Raw genomic sequence first — 18,810 nt, 5'->3', positions numbered from 1 at the left:
ATGGCGCTCAGTTTCATCAAAAAGGTCTTCACCTTCGGCAAGCCGGCGGAAGAGCCTGTGCCAGAGGCTGCTGAACGGGAGCTGGAGCCGCGCTCGCGCGACGAAGATCTGCCAATTGCGGCCGATCCTGTTCTTGCCGAGGAAATGGATACGGCTGGCGGGCCGGCGGCGGATATCGATGAAGCTCTCGCCGAGCAAGAACCGGTTGAAGCTCAGCCGGAATTGCTCCCGACCGTCGATGATCTGGGCGACATGGGCGTGGTTCCCCTGTCGCTGTTGGAAGCCGAGGCGGAAGCGAATGCAGATGACGCTGCGGTAGCACCCCCCTCTGTCCCTTCGGGACATCTCCCCCACAAGGGGGGAGATCGTTTGGAGGATGACGCTGCCGTGAGAGAGGAAGGCAGAGTCGAGCCTACGGAAGTATTTCCAGAGGAGATTCCGGCGGAGGAGGCGCAGAATATTCCGGTGGAGGTGGAGCAAGGTTCTCAATCCTTCCCAATCTCCCCCCTTGTGGGGGAGATGTCCGGCAGGACAGAGGGGGATGTCACCCCCGCCGAATCGCCGCCGAATCCCATCCTTCCCAGAGGCTTTGCCACCGGACCGCAAGCCGAACCTGAACCTATGGTGGCGCCCCAGCCGAGACTTTCCTGGTTCCAGCGCCTGCGCAATGGTCTGGCGCGCACATCCTCGCAGCTCACCGGCCAGATCGCTGCGCTCTTCACCAAGCGCAAGCTCGACGATGAGACGTTGCAGGATCTCGAAGATCTGCTCATTCAGGCCGATCTCGGCGTCGAGACGGCAATGCGCGTGACTGATACGCTCGCTTCCGAACGTTACGGCAAGGATGTGACCGGTGAGGATGTCAGCCGCATCATGGCGGCTGAAATCGCCAAGGTGCTGAAGCCGGTCGCCAAGCCGCTGCAGCTCGATCTCTCGCACAAGCCGCACGTCATCCTCGTCGTCGGCGTCAACGGTACCGGCAAGACAACGACTATCGGCAAGCTTGCGGCCAAGCTGTCCGGTTCCGGCCTCAAGGTCATGCTGGCGGCCGGCGATACATTCCGCGCAGCCGCCATCGAGCAGCTGAAGATCTGGGCCGATCGCACCAAATCCGAATTCATCGGCACTAAGCTGGGTGCGGATGCGGCGGGTCTTGCCTATGACGCCTTCGAACAGGCGAAGGCCAGGAAATGCGATGTGCTGATCATCGATACGGCCGGCCGACTGCAGAACAAGGCAGAGCTGATGGCCGAACTGGAAAAGATCGTGCGCGTGCTCGGCAAGCTCGATCCCGATGCGCCGCATACCGTGCTCCAGACACTCGATGCAACAACCGGACAGAATGCGCTCAATCAGGTTGAGATCTTCCGCAATGTTGCCGGCGTCAGCGGGCTGATCATGACCAAGCTTGACGGCACGGCGCGCGGCGGCATCCTGGTGGCGATCTCCGCCAAGCATAAGCTGCCGGTCTATTTCATTGGCGTTGGGGAAGGGGTCGACGATCTCGAACCGTTCGAGGCCGAGGATTTTGCGCAGGCCATTGCCGGTATCAGCCAATGATGCCACAGATTAGCCGTTGATGGCTTGCATGCATTGCAAAAAAAGCAGGTTTGAAGAAGCATGACGACTGAAAGCGATATTACTCCCAGCGCCGCAGACCGGCATCATCCGCTTCTGAAACTGGCGCTGGAACTCGGGCCGCTTCTGGTCTTTTTCTTTGCCAATCTGCGTGGTGAATGGCTCGTCGCCCGTTTTCCGGCGTTGGCTGAGCTCGGCGGTCCCCTCTTCGTGGCGACAGGGCTGTTCATGGGCGCAACCATTCTCTCGCTGGTGGTTTCCAAGATCATGCTTGGCCATCTGCCGATCATGCCGTTCGTTTCGGGGATCGTCGTGCTGATCTTCGGCTCGCTGTCGATCTGGCTGCAGAATGAAACCTTCATCAAAATGAAGCCGACAATCGTCAACGCGCTTTTCGGCTTTACCCTGCTTGGCGGTCTCGCCTTCGGCAAGTCTTTACTCGGCTATGTCTTCAACGCCGCCTTCCAGCTCGATGCCGAAGGCTGGCGCAAGCTGACGATCCGATGGGGCATCTTCTTCCTGTTCCTCGCAGTACTGAACGAGGTGGTCTGGCGCAATTTCTCGGATAATTTCTGGATCGCCTTCAAGGTCTGGGGCACGATGCCGATCACCATTATCTTCACCATGGCGCAGATGCCGCTGGTGCTGAAGCACAGCATTTCCACCGAGGCTGAAAGCGAGAAGTGACTGCTATCGAGAGCGCCGACCGAGCGCGGCATCAGATCTTCTGGTTTTCTGCCTGTCTTGCGGTGCTGGTCGTCCAGATCGTTGCCGAATATCTGATGGGCCGGGTGCCGATCTGCACTTGCGGCTACATCAAGCTGTGGGAAGGAACGGTCAATTCCAGCGGCAATTCCCAACATCTGTCCGACTGGTATACGCCATCGCATATCATCCACGGCTTCCTGTTCTACGGGCTGGCGCATCTCGTGCTTCGCGGCAAGCCGTTTGCGGCGCGCCTGCTGTTGGCTGTTCTCATCGAATCCGGCTGGGAGCTTCTGGAAAATTCTCCCCTGATCATCGATCGCTACCGCACGGCGACGATCTCGCTCGACTATTACGGCGACAGCATCATCAATTCGGCGATGGACGCGATCTTCATGGCGGTCGGCTTCTTCTTCGCCTCGAGAGCGCCCGTGGCGGTTACGGTTGCCATTGCCATCTTCTTCGAGATTTTCACCGGTTACGTTATCCGGGACAATCTGACGCTGAATGTGCTGATGCTGATCTGGCCTGTCGAGGCGATCAAGATCTGGCAGGGCGGAGTTTAGGAAGCCGGCTTGCCGAGCGCTTTTTCCATTGCTGGAAAAAGACCCTCCTTCAGGCTAGTGTCGTCGAAGGGGCCAACACGCTTGTAGATGATCGTCCCATCGGACGAGACGAGATAGCTTTCCGGAATGCCGTAGACGCCCCAGTCGATCGCCGCCTTGCCGTCCGGATCGACGCCGATGGCGTGATAGGGATTGCCGAGCTCACCGAGGAAACGCAGGGCGTTCTCGTTCTTGTCCTTATAGTTGATCGCGACGATGTTCAGCCGCCCGTCCTCGGCAAGCTGCTTGAGAAGGGGATGTTCATCGCGGCAGGGAATGCACCAGGAGGCGAAGACATTGACGAGGGTGAGCTTGCCCTTGACCGCTTCATCCGTCAGTGCCGGCAGATTGGAGCCTTCGAGTGGCGGCAGGTTCAGCGATGGCGCCTTGGTGCCGATCAAGGCGGAGGGGATTTCGGCGATATTCTTGCCATGGAAATCCTGGTCGTAGAGCATTTTCGCTGCCGTCGCGGCAATGCCACCGAAGACGACAAGCGGGATCAGGGCAAAAACATAGCGGCTGAAGCCGCGGCTTTTCGGCCTGTTGTCTTGCTGAGCTTCAGTCATTCGCTATCCTTCAGCCGGGCGGAACGGCGTCTGATGCCGGCGGCTTCGAGCGCGGCCAATTCCTTTTGACGCGCGCGTCCGTCAGACCAGGTCCAGAGTGTTGCCGCAATCGTTACCAGAGCGGCGAAACCGTAGGAGCCGTAGACATAGAAAGCGTAATTGCCCATCGCTATTCTTCCCGGCTCGCCATGCGGGCGGCCATACGGCGCTGGGAGGCGATACGGCGGCGCCAGATCTCGTTTCTCATCGCCATCAGATGCAGCGTGAAGAAGAGCAGGGTGAAGGCGATTGCCATGATCAGCAGCGGGCGCAGGAATTCCGGATCGATCGCCGGTCCATCGAGGCGCAGGACGCTTGCCGATTGATGCAGCGTGTTCCACCAGTCGACTGAGAACTTGATGATTGGGATATTGACGAAGCCGACAAGGATCAGGATGGCCGTAACGCGCGCAGCCCTGGATGGATCGTCCATGGCGCGGTTCAGCGCGATCAGGCCGAGATACATCAGGAAGAGAATGAAGACGGAAGTAAGCCGCGCGTCCCAGACCCACCATGTGCCCCACATAGGCTTGCCCCAGAGCGAGCCGGTGACGAGCGCAAGCAGGGTGAAGGCGGCGCCGAGCGGAGCTGCAGCCTTGGCCGAAACATCTGCCAGCGGATGGCGCCAGACGAGCGTACCGATCGCCGAAATGCTCATGATCGTATAGCACATCATGGAGAGCCAGGCGGCGGGCACATGCACATACATAATGCGAACCGTCTCGCCCTGCTGGTAGTCGCCCTCGGTCGAGAAGCTCAGATAGAGGCCGATGATAAAACAGAGGGCCGTGATGCCGGCCAGCCATGGAATGACGCGCGATGCCAGTGCCAGAAACCGCGTCGGGTTGGCGAGATCGCTGAATTTGCTGATGGCAAGGCTCGTTTCGCTCATATCCGCTTCCTTACCTTGATCTGCCCGGAGCCGCAATCGAAGCACCGATCAATCCGCCGTGTTTCTCAGCGCAAGGGCTGCTGCCGCCGGACCGATGACGGCGAAGAAGAGCGTCAGGGCAATGAGGATCAGAAATGGCGGCAGGAAGGGCGACGGTCCCACGACCGCTGCATAGGTGGCGCTGACGCCGAAGATCAGCACCGGGATCGTCAGCGGCAGGATGAGTACCGAGACCAGCAGGCCGCCACGCGGCAGTGCTACGGCAACGGCTGCACCGACAGCGCCAATGAAGGTGATCGCCGGCGAGCCGACAAGGAGCGTCAGCATGGTCGCGCCGATCGCCGTTTCGTTCATATTCATGAAGAGGCCGAGCAATGGGGAGGCGATGACGAGCGGCAGGCTGGTCGCCGTCCAGTGCGCGGCACATTTGATGAGCACAGTCAGCACCAGCGGCGTTTCCTGCATCAGCATCAAATCGAGCGAACCGTCGTCACGCTCCGCCTGGAACAGGCGGTCAAGCCCGAGCAGGGCAGCGAGCAGCGCGCCGATCCAGACGATAGCCGGCCCGATGCGTGAGAGAAGCGCAAGATCGGGTCCGACACCGAAGGGAATGACTGCGACGACCGTCAGGAAGAAGAGTATGCCGATCAGCGCGCCGCCGCCGGCGCGAATGGAGAGTCTCAGGTCGCGCAGGAAAAGGGCGATCATCCCCACACCCCCTGCTCCACCCCGGTGAAACCGGTCATTCTCAGTTCCCTGGTCTCTTTCAACCCAAGAGGCTGATGCGTCGCGGCGACGACAATCCCGCCTTCCCTGAGATGCATTTCGATCAATTCCGTAAACAACCTGTCCGCACTTGCATCCAGCGCGGCAGTCGGTTCGTCCAGGATCCAGACCGGGCGATGCGCGACCAGAAGCTTGGCGAAGGCGAAGCGCCGCTGTTGGCCGGCCGAGAGGTAGCCGAAGGGCAGGTGGGTGATGCCGGGCAGGCCGACGGCTTCGGCGGCTTCCTCAGTGCTCAGGCCGGCTTTTCCAGGTCCAAGGAAGGACCTCCAGAAATCCAAATTCTCCGCAACTGTAAGTTCAGTCTTCATGGCATTACGATGGCCAAGGTAGTGGCTGGCTACGGCTGCCGGATGCCTCTCGGCATCGACCGAATCGGAGACTGTGACAGAGCCTTTTTCCGGCCGCAAAAGACCGGCGATAACGCGCAATAAAGTGGACTTTCCCGATCCGTTTTTACCCGTCAGAATCAGGGCTTCGCCGGCCTGCAAGCTAAAGGAAACGTTAACGAAAATCAGATCCTCACCGCGCCGGGCTGCCAGATTTTCAGCGGTGAGATGCATGCATCGGTTCTTTCTTCATTGGCACCATCGGCAAGCTCAAAAAATGTCCGATTTTGACCTTTGTCGCTATGGCAAGTCTTTACGAAATTATCTATAAGACCTGCAACCACGCCAGCGGTCGGCGTGAATTTCATCCTTGCGCCGAACTTGGGGTTTTCTCCTCACGTGCGGACAGCGGAAATGGCCGTACCCGCATCCTGATGTGCATTAAGTGCATAGGCGTTCGCACGACTGTGTTGGCTATCAGAAACGGGGTCTCTCGTGTCTAAATCTCTTGACAGTTTCAATTGTCGGTCCACGCTTTCCGTCGGTGGAAAGGACTACGTCTACTACAGCCTGCCGAAGGCTGAGGCAAACGGCCTGCCCGGCGTGTCGAAGCTCCCCTATTCGATGAAGGTGCTGCTGGAAAACCTGCTGCGCTTCGAAGATGGTCAGTCGGTTACCAAGGAGCACATCCTTGCTGTCGCCGAATGGCTGAACAATAAGGGCGCCGTCGAGAACGAAATCGCCTATCGCCCGGCGCGCGTGCTGATGCAGGACTTCACCGGCGTTCCCGCCGTCGTTGACCTTGCTGCAATGCGCGACGCGATGGTTTCCCTCGGTGGCGATCCGGAAAAGATCAACCCGCTCGTTCCCGTCGACCTCGTCATCGACCACTCCGTCATCGTCGACGAATTCGGCACGCCGCAGGCTTTCGCCAAGAACGTCGAGCTGGAATATCAGCGCAACGGTGAGCGTTACCGCTTCCTGAAGTGGGGCCAGCAGGCATTCAAGAACTTCCGCGTCGTTCCTCCGGGCACCGGCATCTGTCACCAGGTCAATCTCGAATATCTCGGCCAGACCGTCTGGACGAAGGAAGAGGATGGCGAAACGATCGCCTATCCGGACACCTGCGTCGGGACGGATTCGCACACGACGATGATCAACGGCCTCGGCGTTCTCGGTTGGGGCGTTGGCGGTATCGAAGCTGAAGCCGCCATGCTCGGCCAGCCGGTTTCGATGCTTCTGCCTGAGGTCATCGGCTTCAAGTTGACCGGCAAGCTGAAGGAAGGCGTCACCGCGACCGATCTCGTTCTGACCGTCGTGCAGATGCTGCGCAAGAAGGGCGTCGTCTCCAAGTTCGTCGAATTCTTCGGTCCGGGCATGGATAACATGCCGCTCGCGGACCGCGCGACGATCGGCAACATGGGTCCGGAATACGGCGCGACCTGCGGCTTCTTCCCGGTCGACGGCGAAACCATAAACTACCTGACCATGTCCGGCCGCACACATGACCGGATCGCGCTCGTCGAAGCCTATTCGAAGGCTCAGGGCATGTGGCGCGAAGGTGACGGTTCCGACCTCGTCTTCACCGACACGCTGGAACTCGACCTCGGCGACGTCGTCCCGTCGATGGCCGGCCCGAAGCGTCCGGAAGGCCGCATCGCGCTCGAAAACATCGCCTCCGGTTTCGCCGGCTCGATGGATGCCGACTACAAGAAGCCCGGCCAGCTTTCGAACCGCTATGCGGTCGAAGGCACGGATTTCGATCTCGGCCATGGTGACGTGGCGATTGCCGCCATCACCTCCTGCACCAACACCTCTAACCCATCGGTGCTGATCGCCGCCGGCCTTCTTGCCCGCAACGCTGTTGCCAAGGGTTTGAAGACCAAGCCTTGGGTCAAGACCTCCCTTGCTCCGGGATCGCAAGTCGTCGGCGAATATCTCGCCAAGTCCGGCCTGCAGGCCGACCTCGACAAGCTCGGCTTCAACCTCGTCGGCTTCGGCTGCACGACCTGCATCGGCAATTCCGGTCCGTTGCCGGCGCCGATCTCCAAGACGATCAACGATAAGGGTCTCATCGTTTCCGGCGTTCTCTCGGGCAACCGCAACTTCGAAGGCCGTATCTCGCCGGACGTCCAGGCGAACTATCTCGCTTCGCCGCCGCTCGTCGTCGCCTATGCTCTTGCCGGTACGGTTCAGAAGGATCTGACCAAGGAGCCGATTGGCGAAGACCAGAATGGCAAGCCGGTTTATCTCAAGGATATCTGGCCGACTTCAAAGGAAGTTCAGGAATTCATCCTGAAGTACGTCACCCGCGAACTCTACGAAACAAAGTACGCTGACGTCTTCAAGGGTGACGAAAACTGGCAGGCCGTTCAGGTTCCCCCCGGCCAGACCTATGCCTGGGACGACGAGTCAACCTATGTCCAGAACCCCCCGTACTTCGTCGGCATGGGCAAGAAGGGCACCGGCGTTTCCGATATCAAAGGCGCCCGTGTTCTCGGTCTCTTCGGCGACAAGATCACCACCGACCACATTTCTCCGGCCGGTTCGATCAAGGCCGCGTCGCCGGCAGGCGCCTACCTGCTTGGCCATGATGTTGCGGTTGCCGACTTCAACCAGTACGGAACGCGCCGCGGCAACCACGAAGTCATGATGCGCGGCACCTTCGCCAATATCCGCATCCGTAACTTCATGCTCGGTGCGAACGGCAAGGAAGGTGGCTACACCATCCACTACCCGTCCAAGGAAGAGACCTCGATCTACGATGCGGCCATGCAGTACAAGGCCGAGGGCGTTCCACTCGTTATCTTCGCGGGCGTGGAATATGGCAATGGCTCCTCGCGTGACTGGGCTGCGAAGGGCACGAACCTGCTCGGCGTCAAGGCAGTCATCGCCCAGAGCTTCGAGCGTATTCATCGTTCTAACCTGGTCGGTATGGGCGTCATTCCCTTCGTCTTCGAAGAGGGCACGACCTGGCAGAGCCTCGACCTGAAGGGCGACGAACTCGTCACCATCGAAGGTCTTGAGAATATCAAGCCGCGCGAAAGGAAGATCGCCAAGATCACCTATGCCGACGGCACGGTGAAGGACGTTCCACTGCTGTCGCGCGTGGATACGCTCGATGAGGTGGTCTACCTGAACAATGGCGGCATCCTGCAGACCGTTCTGCGCGATCTCGCAGCCTGATTGTTAAGATATTTGCCTGATGATAATGGCCGCCGGGAAGCAGTTTCCCGGCGGTTTTTCTTTGCGGAAAACGGGCGCTGTTTCACTGCTCACGATGATGTGTCTCGGTCGCCCCTGCTCCGGCTCCGTCTCACCCCTTCGTGACTTTCCGTTTGGACCCGGAACGATTATTCGTACGTTCATATCTCGGAGCCGGCGGTTCAGGACCGCTGCCGGTCCTGGAAAAGAGGTGCTGGTGAATGCCCCCGCGTTTTATGATCCCGCTGATCGCCGGACTTGCTTTCGCAGGTCCGCTCTTGGCTGCAGACGGTACGCCGAAAGGCGTCGTTGAGCTGTTCACATCGCAAGGCTGCTCCTCCTGTCCGCCGGCCGATGCCGCATTTCGCAAGCTCGTCAGCCAGGGCAACGTCATCGCGCTCGCCTATCATGTCGATTACTGGAATTATCTCGGCTGGGCCGACACGCTGAGCTCAAAGGAAAATACCGCGCGGCAGTACGGCTATGCCCGCATGATGGGCCGCAGCAACGTCTATACGCCGCAGGCAATCGTCAATGGCCGTGACCATCTCGCAGGCGCCGACCTCGCCGGCATCAACGGCAAGATAAACGGCTATGCCGATGAGGGCAAAGGCCTGGTCGTGCCTGTCAGCGCCCGCATGCGCGGCGATGAGTTGGAGATCAAGCTGGGCGCCGGCCAGGGCAAGGCCAATGTGGTCATCGTCTATTTCGACAAGGAAAAAACGATCAATGTCGAGAAGGGCGAAAACAGCGGCCAGAAGATTTCCTACCTGCACAGTGTGACCGATGTGGAGACCGTCGGGATGTGGGATGGAAAGGCTACGACCATCACTCTGCCGGCCAGCGTGATGGAAAAACCGGATCTCGAGGGATCTGCGATTCTCTTGCAATCTGTGACCGATAACGGCGATCCGGGAGCGATCCTCGGCGCAACGGTTGTCATGGCAGGGAAAAATATTTAATGATTTCAGCCGCTTACGGAAGAACGCCAGGCGGCCCGGCCAAGCGTATTCGGGGCTGGGGTTAAGGTCGATACGCTCCGCCGGGCCCTTTGGCGCGCTGGCGCCAAACTGGAGCCTATAGTTCTCTTGGAAATGAGGCGCTGTTTTGACTGAAATGCGGCACGGCGGAGAAAGGCGGTTTCGTCCCCAGAATGACAGCCCTTTCCCTTGCAATTTGCCGCGGCTCGGGCAAACTGTCACTCTCCTGTCACATGTGGAGGCCTTGGGATTCTGATGACAGATACGCCGGATTTGCGACGCGGCGAAAGCCGCTCCGTCGACAATAGCTCTTCAACCGTCGTTGATCTCAAGGAATACAAACAGAATAAAGACCCGGTACCGGTGACATTTCACCGGCGGGAACTCGACCAGATTCTATGGATTTACGGTCGCATGGTGGGTGAGGGCGAGTGGAAAGACTATGCCATCGACCACACCAAGGAGAAGGCGGTGTTCTCCGTCTTCAAGCGCTCAGGCGAAATGCCGCTCTTCCGCATCGAGAAGAATCCAAAGCTTGCCGCCAAACAGGGCGCTTATTCGGTCGTAAACGTCAATGGCATGATCCTGAAGCGCGGCCACGAACTCGGTCCGGTGCTGAAAGTTTTCAATAAGACGCTGAAGCTCGTCGACAAGTAGGCAAAATCATCCCTTGAACAGCGTGCCTGGATAGCCATCAGGATCGGGATGGGTTTCCGTTCCTTGGCCGAGTGCGCGCTGCATCAGCATCGTATCCAACCAGCGGCCATGCTTGTAGCCGGCACCTTTCATCAGACCGATCTCTTCGAAACCCAGCGAACGGTGGAGGGCAATCGAAGCAGAGCTTGCACCGCCGATGACAGCGGTCATCTGGCGGAAGCCCGAGACGGTGCAGCGCGAAATCAGTTCTCCAAGGAGCAGCTTGCCGATGCCCTTACCTCGCGCGCCCGTACCCAGATAAATCGAATCCTCGACCAGCCAGCGATAGGCCGGACGGGTCCGGAATGCCGATGCGTAGGCATAGCCAAGCAGCGTTCCGTCTTCGGCTGTTGCGGCGATGTAGGGATAGCCCTGCTTGCAAATAGCGGAGTAGCGAGCCGACATTTCCGTCTCGGCCGGCGGCACGATCTCGTAGCTCGAAGTGCCGTTCAGCACGGATTCGCGATAGATTTCAGTGATGGCGGGAAGATCGGAAGGAACGGCGTCGCGCAGGAGAGGGAGCATTTCAGATCGATCGGCACGGTTGGATGAAGGTCTATGTTGAAGCACTCCGGCGAACAGCCTGCAACAAAAAAGGCGGCCGAAGCCGCCTTTCGTGTTTCAGTACAGACTGCTTATTTGCGGTTGCCAATGAACTGCAGCAGGAACATGAAGAGGTTGATGAAGTCGAGGTAGAGCGTCAACGCGCCCATAATGGCCTTGCGGCCTGCGACGTCATAACCGTCTGCTTCATAATACATTTCCTTGATCCGCTGGGTATCGTAGGCGGTCAGGCCTGCGAAGATCAGCACACCGATCACGGAGATCGCGAACTGAAGGGCGGACGAAGCCAGGAAGATGTTGACCAGCGAAGCGATGATCAGGCCGAAGAGACCCATGATCAGGAACGAACCCATCGCCGACAGATCACGCTTGGTCGTGTAGCCGAAGAGCGACAGCGCGCCGAAGGAGGCGGCCGTCACGAAGAAAGTCTGCGTGATGCTCGATTGCGTGTAGATCAGGAAGATCGACGACAGCGAGAGACCGACCAGTGCAGCATAGATCCAGAAGGTTGTCTGAGCCGCAGCCACGCTCATGCGGTTGATGCGGAAGCTCAGGAAGAAGACCGCCGCAAGAGGCGCAAGGATCACGACCCAGCGCAGGGGCGACTGGTACAGGACTTGGCCGAACTGGGTGAGCTGGCCGTCCTGGACGGCGAAGGTGAATGCGAAATAGGCGGCCAAACCAGTGATCGCCAGACCCAGCGCCATCAGGTTGTAGACCTTGAGCATATAAGCGCGGAGGCCTTGATCAATCACTTCGCCGGTTTGTGCGCGGCTTTGGTAGTTACGAAGGTCAGCCATAGTTTCCTCTTACAAGCTCCGATGGAAATACGGTGTCGGGTTCACGACCCGGGCGCCGCTGCGGAGCTCCAGCATGCCTGCTGACAATATGAGGCTTTCGCCCTTTTCAAACAAGGCCCTTGCAATCAGCCATTCGGTTAAATCGCCGTAAGGTGAAGGGATTTGAGCCTCTCGCCCTTTTATAGCTCGCGTAAAACGGGTGCTGCCTTCTGTCCCAAAATGCGCCAAGTGCCAATGAGGCCAATGCCAACGGTCAGTACGAGGGCTGTAGCGAGGGTGAGACCGGCGACATCGGGCATGAAGCTGGAGGGCAGGTGCATGATGCGGCTGACGATGAACCAGGCGGCCACGCCGCCGGCAAAGAGCGCGAAAATGGCGGTGGCGACACCGAGGATGAGATATTCATAGCTGAAGGCACGGATCAGCATGATCCTCGTCGCGCCAAGCGTTTTCAGTACCACCGCATCATGCGTGCGCGCCCGATTTCCGGCGGCGAGTGCGCCGGCCAGCACGAGAACGGATGCGATGAGGGCAACGGAGGCTGCAGCGCGGATCGCGGTCGCAAGCTCGCCGACCAGTTGATTGACGATATCGATCGCGTCCTTGACGCGCACGCTCGTGATCGTCGGATAGGCGTTGGTCACCGATTTCAGGATCGCGGCGTCTTCAGTCTCGGTCGATGCGGGATCCGTCAGTGTCGCCAACCATGCATGCGGAGCGCCACGGAAAGTGTTCGGTGAGAAGACCATGACGAAATTGATCGACAGCGATTCCCATTCGACTCGCCGCAGATTGGCAATTTTGGCGGTGATGTTGCGGCCGAGAACATTGACGGTCACGGTATCGCCGATCTTGAGGCCGAGCTCGCGTGCCTCCTCCGCCGAGAAGGAGACAAGCGGCTCGCCGCTATAGTCTTTGCCCCACCACTGGCCTTCGGTAAGGGCAGAATTCTCCGGCAGGCTTTCCTCGTAGGTAATGCCGCGGTCGCCATTCAGCACCCAGCGGCCCGCCGCCGGGACATTCATCTTGGTTACGTCCTGGCCATTGAAGGCAATGATACGGCCGCGCAACATCGGCACTTCCATTAGTTTGCCATTCGGTGACTGAGTGTGGATCAGGTTGCGGAAGGCATCGACCTCGGCGCTCTGGATATCGACGAAGAAGAAGTTCGGCGCACCCTCGTTCATGCGCCCGGTCAATTGCTGGCGCAGGTTGCCGTCGATCAGCGTGAGGGTCACCAGCAGGGCAAGGCCGAGACCGAGCGAGAGGACGACTGAGGGCGTCAGTGCTCCGGGGCGATGGATATTGCCGATCGCCAGCCGGAGCGCCGGCGAATTGACGCGCGGGCTTCTACGCGCCAGCCAGGCGATCAAAACCGCGACGAGGCGCAGGATGACGAAGGCGAAAATGATAGCGGCGACGAAGACCACGGCAATAAAGCGATCATAGGCGGTCAGAATGGCAAGCCCTGCAAGGGCTGCGATGAAGAGCATGGCGAGCAGCACATAGGGCCAGGAGGGCAGGCGGCGTGCCTCGAAACCCTGCTCACGGAAGAGAGCGGTGGCAGGCACTTCGCGCGCATGGCCGAGCGGCAGGATGGCAAAGGCAAGCATCGTCAGCATGCCGAAGAGGGCTGCAAGCAATAGAGCGCCGGGATAGAGCGTCGGATCGGTTGAGACCGGCAGGAACTGGGCAAGGAACTGTGCGGCCAGCATCGGTGACAAGGCACCGAGCACAAGACCGATCAGGATGCCGACTGCTGCGATAATGGCGATCTGGAAGAGATAGATCCAGACCACGACGGCTGCCGGGGCGCCCAGGCATTTGAAGGTCGCAATCGTCGTGCGTTTGGCATCAAGGAAGGCGCGAACCGCGTTGGCGACGCCGACGCCGCCGACGATCAGCGCGGTCAGGCCGACCAGCGTAAGGAATTGCGAAAAGCGGGTGATGTTTTCCGTCAGCGATGGGGCGGCGCGATCGCTCGTGCGGACCGACCAACCGGCCGAAGGGAATTCCCTGGTGGCGCGGGCCTGGATGCCGCTCATCATGCTGCGGTCTTCCAGCTTGATCTTGTAGACGTGTTCCACAAGGCTGCCGGTCTGTATCAGGCCGGACGCCTGTAGCGCGTTTCGGCTGACGAGCATACGGGGAGCGAAACCGAAACCTTCCGAGAGCGCATCCGGCTCGGTCTTGACCGTGCCCGTGATGCTGAGCTTGACGTTGCCGAGCAGCAATTCGTCGCCGATCTGCAATCCCAACCGCTCCAGCAACAGCGGGGCAACGACTGCACCATAAGTGCCGCCTTCGCCTGATAGGAGGGAGGGGAGCGGATAGTTCGGCGCAGCTTCAAAAGTGCCGTAGAGCGGATATGCATCGTCGACGGCCTTGACCTCGACCAATGCCTGATCCGATCCATCCGGCTTGCGGGCCATGGAGCGCAGACCAGTGGAGACGGAGACCTCGCCGAGGCCGCGCAGGAAATTCATTTCCTCCGGCGTTGCCTCGCGATTGTTAAGTTCGAAGCGGACGTCGCCGGCCAGGAGTTCCTGCCCCTGCGAAGCGATTGTATCGGTGATCGACTGCGAGACCGAGTTGACGGCAGCGATTGCGGCAGTGCCGAGCGCGATACAGGCGAGGAAGATGTAGAAGCCCTTCAGGCCGCCGCGCAGCTCGCGCAGGGCCAGGCGGAAAGCCAGCGAAATACGCGGAGTGACGATCGTCATGCAATCGCGGCCTCCGATTGGCGGATGGCGCTATCGCCCTCGATGCGCCCCGAGCGGACGCGGATCTGGCGCGAGCAGCGATTGGCGAGGCTGATATCGTGGGTCACGAGCAGCAGGGTCATGCCGCGCTCGGCCTGTTTGGAAAACAGGAGGTCGGCGATCTGGCGGCCGGTATCGGTATCGAGATTGCCGGTTGGCTCGTCGGCGATCAGCAAGGCAGGTGACGGGGCAAGCGCACGGGCGATTGCAACACGCTGCTGCTCGCCGCCGGAGAGCTGGCCGGGATAATGGTTCAGGCGCTCGGCGAGCCCGACCGATGCCAGTTCGCGTCGGGCGATCTCGAACGGATCTGGAATATTGGCGAGTTCGAGGGGGACGGCGACATTTTCCAGCGCCGTCATATTGGCGATCAGATGGAAGGATTGGAAGACAATGCCGATATTGCGGCCGCGGAAATCGGCGACCTGATCCTCGCTCAGAGTATGCAGGGGCGTGTCATTGATGTTGATCTCGCCGCTGTCGAGTTTTTCCAGACCCGCAAGCACCATCAGCAGCGTGGACTTGCCGGAACCCGAAGGGCCGACGATGCCGACGGATTCGCCGGCACTGACCTCCAGATCGATGTCCTTCAGCACATGGACGGAGGCCGCAGCAGTGCCGAGCGTCAAATCGGCGTGTTTCAGATCGATGATGGTTTTGGCCAACAGAAATCGCCCTATATAGTTCCGTAACCGATGGCCGCATAACGGCTCCTAGCCAATCTAGGGAAAGCATTATGAGATTTAAAGTTGCCGCCCTTCACTTCGCTGTCATCGTCTTCTCGCTGACTTTCTCGACAGTTGCGCAGGCCCGCACCATCCATCTGGTCGGTTTCGGCGACAGCCTGATGGCAGGCTATCAGCTGCCGCAGGGCGATGGCTTTCCCGAGAAGCTGCAGGCTGCCCTGAAGGCCAAGGGGGTCGATGTTTCGATCACCAATGCCGGCGTATCAGGCGACACGACAACCGGCGGATTGACGCGAATTGACTGGTCGGTTCCCGATGACACCGATGGGGTGATTCTCGAACTCGGCGCCAATGATGCGCTTCGCGGCATCCCGCCGGAACAGAGTGAAAAGAATCTCGATCAGATGATAAGCCGGTTAAGTGGGCGGGGCATAGCAGTGCTGCTTGTCGGCATGATGGCGCCACCGAACATGGGTTCGGACTATGCCGAACGCTTCAACCCGATCTATCAGAAACTCGCGGAAAAACATGGCGTTGACCTCTACCCATTTTTCCTCGACGGCGTGGTGCTGGATGCCGGTCTGAAGCTCGATGACGGTATGCATCCAAACGCCAAGGGAGTCGATGTGATGGTGGAAAAGATGGAACCGGCAGTCACGAAATTCGTTGGGACGATTTCTTCTGTGAAGAAATAGGGGCTTGCACAGGTCTGTAATGCGTGATTCCGTGTGAGCACCTGCAAAAGATTCGGGGAGTGCTCGTTATGCCGAGACTTTTTACCGCCCTCGAAATTCCGCGCAATGCGGCGATGAGCCTGTCATTGTTGCGCGGTGGTCTTCCCGGAGCACGATGGATCGATGTGGAGAACTACCACATCACGCTTCGCTTCATCGGCGATGTCGATGGCCGGACCGCAGATGAAATTGTCGAGCGTCTCGACCGGATCGACCGGCCGGAATTCCAGCTCCGGCTTGAAGGCATCGGCTCCTTCGGCTCCAAGAAGCCGCACTCGATCTGGGCCGGCGTTTCTCCTTCACCTGAAATGAATGCCCTGCAGGGCGAGATCGAGCGGATCTGCCAGCGCATCGGCCTGCCGCCGGACCCGCGCAAGTTCACGCCTCATGTCACGCTTGCCCGGCTGAAATATTCGCGCGTCGATGACGTCGTTCACTATCTCGCCGGCCGCGGCAACTTCCAGACTTCGACCTTCACCGTGCCGCGCTTCGTGCTTCTGTCGTCGCGCGAATCGGTCGGCGGCGGACCTTACCTTACCGAGGAAGTCTTCCCGCTCCACGAGCCACTGACGGTGCCAAGCCTTTCGACCAACGTGCTGCAGCCGCTGAAGAGTCTGGCATAAACGAACTCGAAATCTTCCCGGTCGCCATGATAGGGATCGGGAATATCTTCCCCGGTGCCGAGTGCGAAATCGCCGAAGAGATGGATGTTGTCCGCGTGCGGTGAACGTCGGCGCAGTTCCGCGATATTCGAGCGGTCCATCGTAAGGATCAGATCGAAATCGTCAAAATCTTCAGGCAATATCCTCCGGGCACGCTGCCCTTTAATGTCGATGCCATGCGTGCTTGCGGTGGTGATCGAGCGCCGGTCGGGCAGTTCTCCCTGATGCCAGCCGCCGAGACCGGCGGAATCGATATGGAAAGCCTCACCAAGGCCTGCCTCGTCAGCAACATGGCGGAATATTCCCTCGGCAAGCGGAGAGCGGCAGATATTGCCCATGCAAACAAAGAGGATGCTGATACGTTTCATCTGAGGATCCGACTGAAGGATGAAAGGAACATGGCATGAAAATGGAAAAGCTGGAAAGGCCGGCGATTAACCAGTTGCTCGGCGAACTCACGGGCTGGGCGCTCGACGATGCGGCAGGTTCGATTTCGAAGACATTCAAATTCGCGAATTTCGTGGAAGCCTTCGGTTTCATGACGGAATCGGCGCTTGCGGCCGAAAAACTCAACCATCATCCTGAATGGTTCAACGTCTATTCCCGCGTTGAGGTGAAGCTCAACACGCACGATGCCGGCGGTTTGACGGAGTTGGATTTCAAGCTCGCAAGGGCCATGGAGAAGGCTGCGGCGCGGCGAGGCGATTGAAACGGCTCACGCCGTCACCATATTTTCGGGGCGACCACAAAGGATATCGGGATGGACGAGGTCAAATACGGGGAAATCCTGCTGCCGGGCGACGAGGACACGCAGGATCGCCGTGAAAAGACGGTGAGGCAGAAATTCTGGCCGACCTTTCGTCGCGCCGTACGGCAGATTCCGTTTTCTCGTGATGTGGTCGCTGGCTTCTATTGCGCACTTGATCCGCAGACACCGACCAAGGTGCGTGGTGTGTTGTTGGCGGCACTTGCCTATTTCGTGATGCCGGTCGACATAGTTCCCGATATCTTTGCCGTAATCGGCTTTTCGGATGACATAGCCGTCTTATCGGCAGCCTTTGCGATGGTACGAGGCAATATCCGGGCAAGCCATTACGAGGCGGCCGATCGCGTTCTTGCTGAGCGTACCGAAGACGGCATGAAAACGATCTAGGGTTCTTCCCCCTCCAGCGGTTTCGGAGCTTGCTGAGGCCGCATACGCGACTTGATCGTGTCGAAAAGGGCAGCTTGCCTTTTTCTGCGCATTGCGGTCGCGTATCAGCCAGGAGTTCAGGCGCGGCGCGAAGTAGCCGAACGGAAGAGAGAATGCGGACTCCTCGCGCTGATCAGCAACCTTTTTGCGAGAGCAGTGAAATGCTGTCTTTCTTCGACGTCCACATCTCTTCGCGCAGTCCCTGCGGCAAAATTTCGTCCTGAATTTCCACATCTTAACGGGGTGCGAAGGATTTGAGAAAGGTCAAACTCTTGCCTGAATCTTTGTGTCTTAAATTCACCCGAACCGATGGCTCAGCCCATCCCGACAGAGCGCGGCACAGGCGCCGCTGTCAGGTTCGAAAGGTTGACAGTTGGCGAAAATGAAACAGGCAGAAACAATTCGTAGCCATTGTTGACCATTTGGTAACCTGAATTAAGTCAAAATAAAGCAGATCGTGATTATGCGCCGCCCGCAATGATCGCTTCGGGCCTTGAACCGCAAGAACCGGCAGGAATTCCATGTTCGTAAAAAGTATCGTATCCGCTCTCGCCCTCACCATCGTCATGGCTGGAGTGGCGGAAGCACAGCAGGCGGCTCCGACCCGCATCCAGCAGTTCCAGGCATGGGGAGCCTATTCTTACAAGTCCGGCAATGCGACCGTATGCTATGTGCTTTCGGTGCCGACCACAAAGCAGCCGGCCAGCGTCGACCATGGTGACAACTTCTTTATCGTCTCCCAGCGTCCGGGTCAGAACATCTCCTATGAGCCTCAGGCGATGATGGGCTATACGGTGAAGGAGAATTCGAAGATCAATGTTACGATTGACAACAAAACCTTCGTAATGTTCACCAAGGACAAGGCTGGATGGGTCGAGAATGCGGCTCAGGAGCCGGCGCTTGTCGCAGCCATGAAGACCGGTCATTCGATGACCGTCAACGCCACCTCGCGCAAGGGTACTGGCACCTCGTACAGCTATTCGCTGTCGGGCATTTCTGCTGCGCTGAAGCAGATCGAAAGCTGCAAGTAAGC

The 18,810-nt window shown here is 58.9% G+C and carries 21 protein-coding genes; 11 read left to right on the top strand and 10 right to left on the bottom strand.

Translation table 11 applies throughout. The features are described 5' to 3' along the window. From ftsY to FHT92_RS20585, 3 genes are read left to right on the top strand one after another with little or no spacing between them, the layout of a single operon-like run. Positions 1–1,560, top strand: a complete 1,560-nt coding sequence (gene ftsY / locus FHT92_RS20595) for a signal recognition particle-docking protein FtsY (protein WP_183828820.1) — start codon at positions 1–3, stop codon at positions 1,558–1,560. 60 nt (positions 1,561–1,620) lie between these two features. Next, a complete protein-coding gene (locus FHT92_RS20590; protein WP_183749424.1) occupies positions 1,621–2,265 on the top strand; it encodes a septation protein A in 645 nt (214 codons plus the stop codon). Next, positions 2,262–2,849, top strand: coding sequence for a DUF2585 domain-containing protein (locus FHT92_RS20585; RefSeq protein WP_183828819.1), 588 nt, complete (start codon positions 2,262–2,264; stop codon positions 2,847–2,849). Before FHT92_RS20590 ends, FHT92_RS20585 begins: the two co-directional genes overlap by 4 nt. Here FHT92_RS20585 and FHT92_RS20580 read toward each other — a convergent pair. From FHT92_RS20580 to ccmA, 5 genes are read right to left on the bottom strand one after another with little or no spacing between them, the layout of a single operon-like run. Then, positions 2,846–3,454, bottom strand: a complete 609-nt coding sequence (locus tag FHT92_RS20580; RefSeq protein WP_183828818.1) for a DsbE family thiol:disulfide interchange protein — start codon at positions 3,452–3,454, stop codon at positions 2,846–2,848. The two genes, FHT92_RS20585 and FHT92_RS20580, sit on opposite strands and share 4 nt — an antisense overlap. Further along, entirely contained in the window at positions 3,451–3,621 is a 171-nt protein-coding gene (gene ccmD, locus FHT92_RS20575; protein ID WP_183828817.1) for a heme exporter protein CcmD, read from the bottom strand. Before ccmD ends, FHT92_RS20580 begins: the two co-directional genes overlap by 4 nt. A gap of 2 nt (positions 3,622–3,623) precedes the next feature. Beyond that, a complete protein-coding gene (locus FHT92_RS20570) occupies positions 3,624–4,385 on the bottom strand; it encodes a heme ABC transporter permease (RefSeq protein WP_183749428.1) in 762 nt (253 codons plus the stop codon). Between the two features lie 48 nt (positions 4,386–4,433). Further along, positions 4,434–5,093 (bottom strand): heme exporter protein CcmB, encoded by a 660-nt coding sequence (gene ccmB, locus FHT92_RS20565; protein WP_183749429.1) that lies wholly within the window; start codon positions 5,091–5,093, stop codon positions 4,434–4,436. Further along, positions 5,090–5,731 carry a heme ABC exporter ATP-binding protein CcmA gene (gene ccmA / locus FHT92_RS20560; RefSeq protein WP_183749430.1) on the bottom strand — a complete coding sequence of 214 codons (642 nt, stop codon included), beginning with the start codon at positions 5,729–5,731 and terminating at the stop codon, positions 5,090–5,092. The genes ccmB and ccmA overlap by 4 nt, the downstream gene beginning before the upstream one ends. A 261-nt stretch (positions 5,732–5,992) precedes the next feature. Here ccmA and acnA point away from each other — a divergent pair, with 261 nt between their 5' ends. The 3 genes from acnA to FHT92_RS20545 all read left to right on the top strand — a co-directional run bounded on the left by acnA (position 5,993) and on the right by FHT92_RS20545 (position 10,338). Beyond that, entirely contained in the window at positions 5,993–8,683 is a 2,691-nt protein-coding gene (gene acnA / locus FHT92_RS20555; protein WP_183749431.1) for an aconitate hydratase AcnA, read from the top strand. A 239-nt stretch (positions 8,684–8,922) separates the two neighbouring features. After that, positions 8,923–9,663, top strand: a complete 741-nt coding sequence (locus tag FHT92_RS20550) for a DUF1223 domain-containing protein (RefSeq protein WP_183828812.1) — start codon at positions 8,923–8,925, stop codon at positions 9,661–9,663. Positions 9,664–9,936: 273 nt separating this feature from the next. Further along, the gene (locus tag FHT92_RS20545; protein WP_183828809.1) at positions 9,937–10,338 is read left to right on the top strand and encodes a DUF2794 domain-containing protein; all 402 of its coding nucleotides are present in this window, start codon (positions 9,937–9,939) and stop codon (positions 10,336–10,338) included. A 6-nt stretch (positions 10,339–10,344) separates the two neighbouring features. Here the strand turns inward: FHT92_RS20545 and FHT92_RS20540 are convergent, their stop codons facing one another. The 4 genes from FHT92_RS20540 to FHT92_RS20525 all read right to left on the bottom strand — a co-directional run bounded on the left by FHT92_RS20540 (position 10,345) and on the right by FHT92_RS20525 (position 15,168). Then, complete coding sequence (locus tag FHT92_RS20540) at positions 10,345–10,902, bottom strand: GNAT family N-acetyltransferase (protein WP_183828806.1); 558 nt, start codon at positions 10,900–10,902, stop codon at positions 10,345–10,347. Between the two features lie 110 nt (positions 10,903–11,012). Then, the gene (locus FHT92_RS20535; protein WP_183828803.1) at positions 11,013–11,741 is read right to left on the bottom strand and encodes a Bax inhibitor-1/YccA family protein; all 729 of its coding nucleotides are present in this window, start codon (positions 11,739–11,741) and stop codon (positions 11,013–11,015) included. 179 nt (positions 11,742–11,920) lie between these two features. Then, a complete protein-coding gene (locus FHT92_RS20530) occupies positions 11,921–14,464 on the bottom strand; it encodes an ABC transporter permease (RefSeq protein WP_183828800.1) in 2,544 nt (847 codons plus the stop codon). Continuing rightward, positions 14,461–15,168 (bottom strand): ABC transporter ATP-binding protein, encoded by a 708-nt coding sequence (locus tag FHT92_RS20525; protein ID WP_183749437.1) that lies wholly within the window; start codon positions 15,166–15,168, stop codon positions 14,461–14,463. Before FHT92_RS20525 ends, FHT92_RS20530 begins: the two co-directional genes overlap by 4 nt. Positions 15,169–15,239: 71 nt before the next feature. Here FHT92_RS20525 and FHT92_RS20520 point away from each other — a divergent pair, with 71 nt between their 5' ends. Further along, on the top strand, positions 15,240–15,884 hold the full coding sequence (locus tag FHT92_RS20520; RefSeq protein ID WP_183828797.1) for an arylesterase: 645 nt from the start codon (positions 15,240–15,242) through the stop codon (positions 15,882–15,884). 68 nt (positions 15,885–15,952) lie between these two features. Then, the gene (gene thpR, locus FHT92_RS20515) at positions 15,953–16,546 is read left to right on the top strand and encodes an RNA 2',3'-cyclic phosphodiesterase (protein ID WP_183749439.1); all 594 of its coding nucleotides are present in this window, start codon (positions 15,953–15,955) and stop codon (positions 16,544–16,546) included. Here thpR and FHT92_RS20510 read toward each other — a convergent pair. Further along, the gene (locus FHT92_RS20510; RefSeq protein ID WP_183828794.1) at positions 16,453–16,953 is read right to left on the bottom strand and encodes a low molecular weight protein-tyrosine-phosphatase; all 501 of its coding nucleotides are present in this window, start codon (positions 16,951–16,953) and stop codon (positions 16,453–16,455) included. The genes thpR and FHT92_RS20510 overlap by 94 nt on opposite strands. Before the next feature lie 35 nt (positions 16,954–16,988). Here FHT92_RS20510 and FHT92_RS20505 point away from each other — a divergent pair, with 35 nt between their 5' ends. The 3 genes from FHT92_RS20505 to FHT92_RS20495 all read left to right on the top strand — a co-directional run bounded on the left by FHT92_RS20505 (position 16,989) and on the right by FHT92_RS20495 (position 18,808). Beyond that, positions 16,989–17,294 carry a 4a-hydroxytetrahydrobiopterin dehydratase gene (locus FHT92_RS20505; protein ID WP_183749441.1) on the top strand — a complete coding sequence of 102 codons (306 nt, stop codon included), beginning with the start codon at positions 16,989–16,991 and terminating at the stop codon, positions 17,292–17,294. A gap of 51 nt (positions 17,295–17,345) precedes the next feature. Continuing rightward, positions 17,346–17,738: a YkvA family protein gene (locus FHT92_RS20500; RefSeq protein ID WP_183749442.1), complete on the top strand. Its 393-nt coding sequence runs from the start codon at positions 17,346–17,348 to the stop codon at positions 17,736–17,738. A gap of 560 nt (positions 17,739–18,298) precedes the next feature. Further along, entirely contained in the window at positions 18,299–18,808 is a 510-nt protein-coding gene (locus FHT92_RS20495; protein WP_183749443.1) for an invasion associated locus B family protein, read from the top strand. Positions 18,809–18,810 lie beyond the last annotated feature (2 nt).

Origin of the sequence: Rhizobium sp. BK377 (assembly GCF_014193935.1) — a bacterium.
Classification (GTDB): Bacteria; Pseudomonadota; Alphaproteobacteria; order Rhizobiales; family Rhizobiaceae; genus Rhizobium.
Note: the sequence above shows the minus strand (reverse complement) of the source record. Positions and strands in the feature narration are given on the sequence as shown.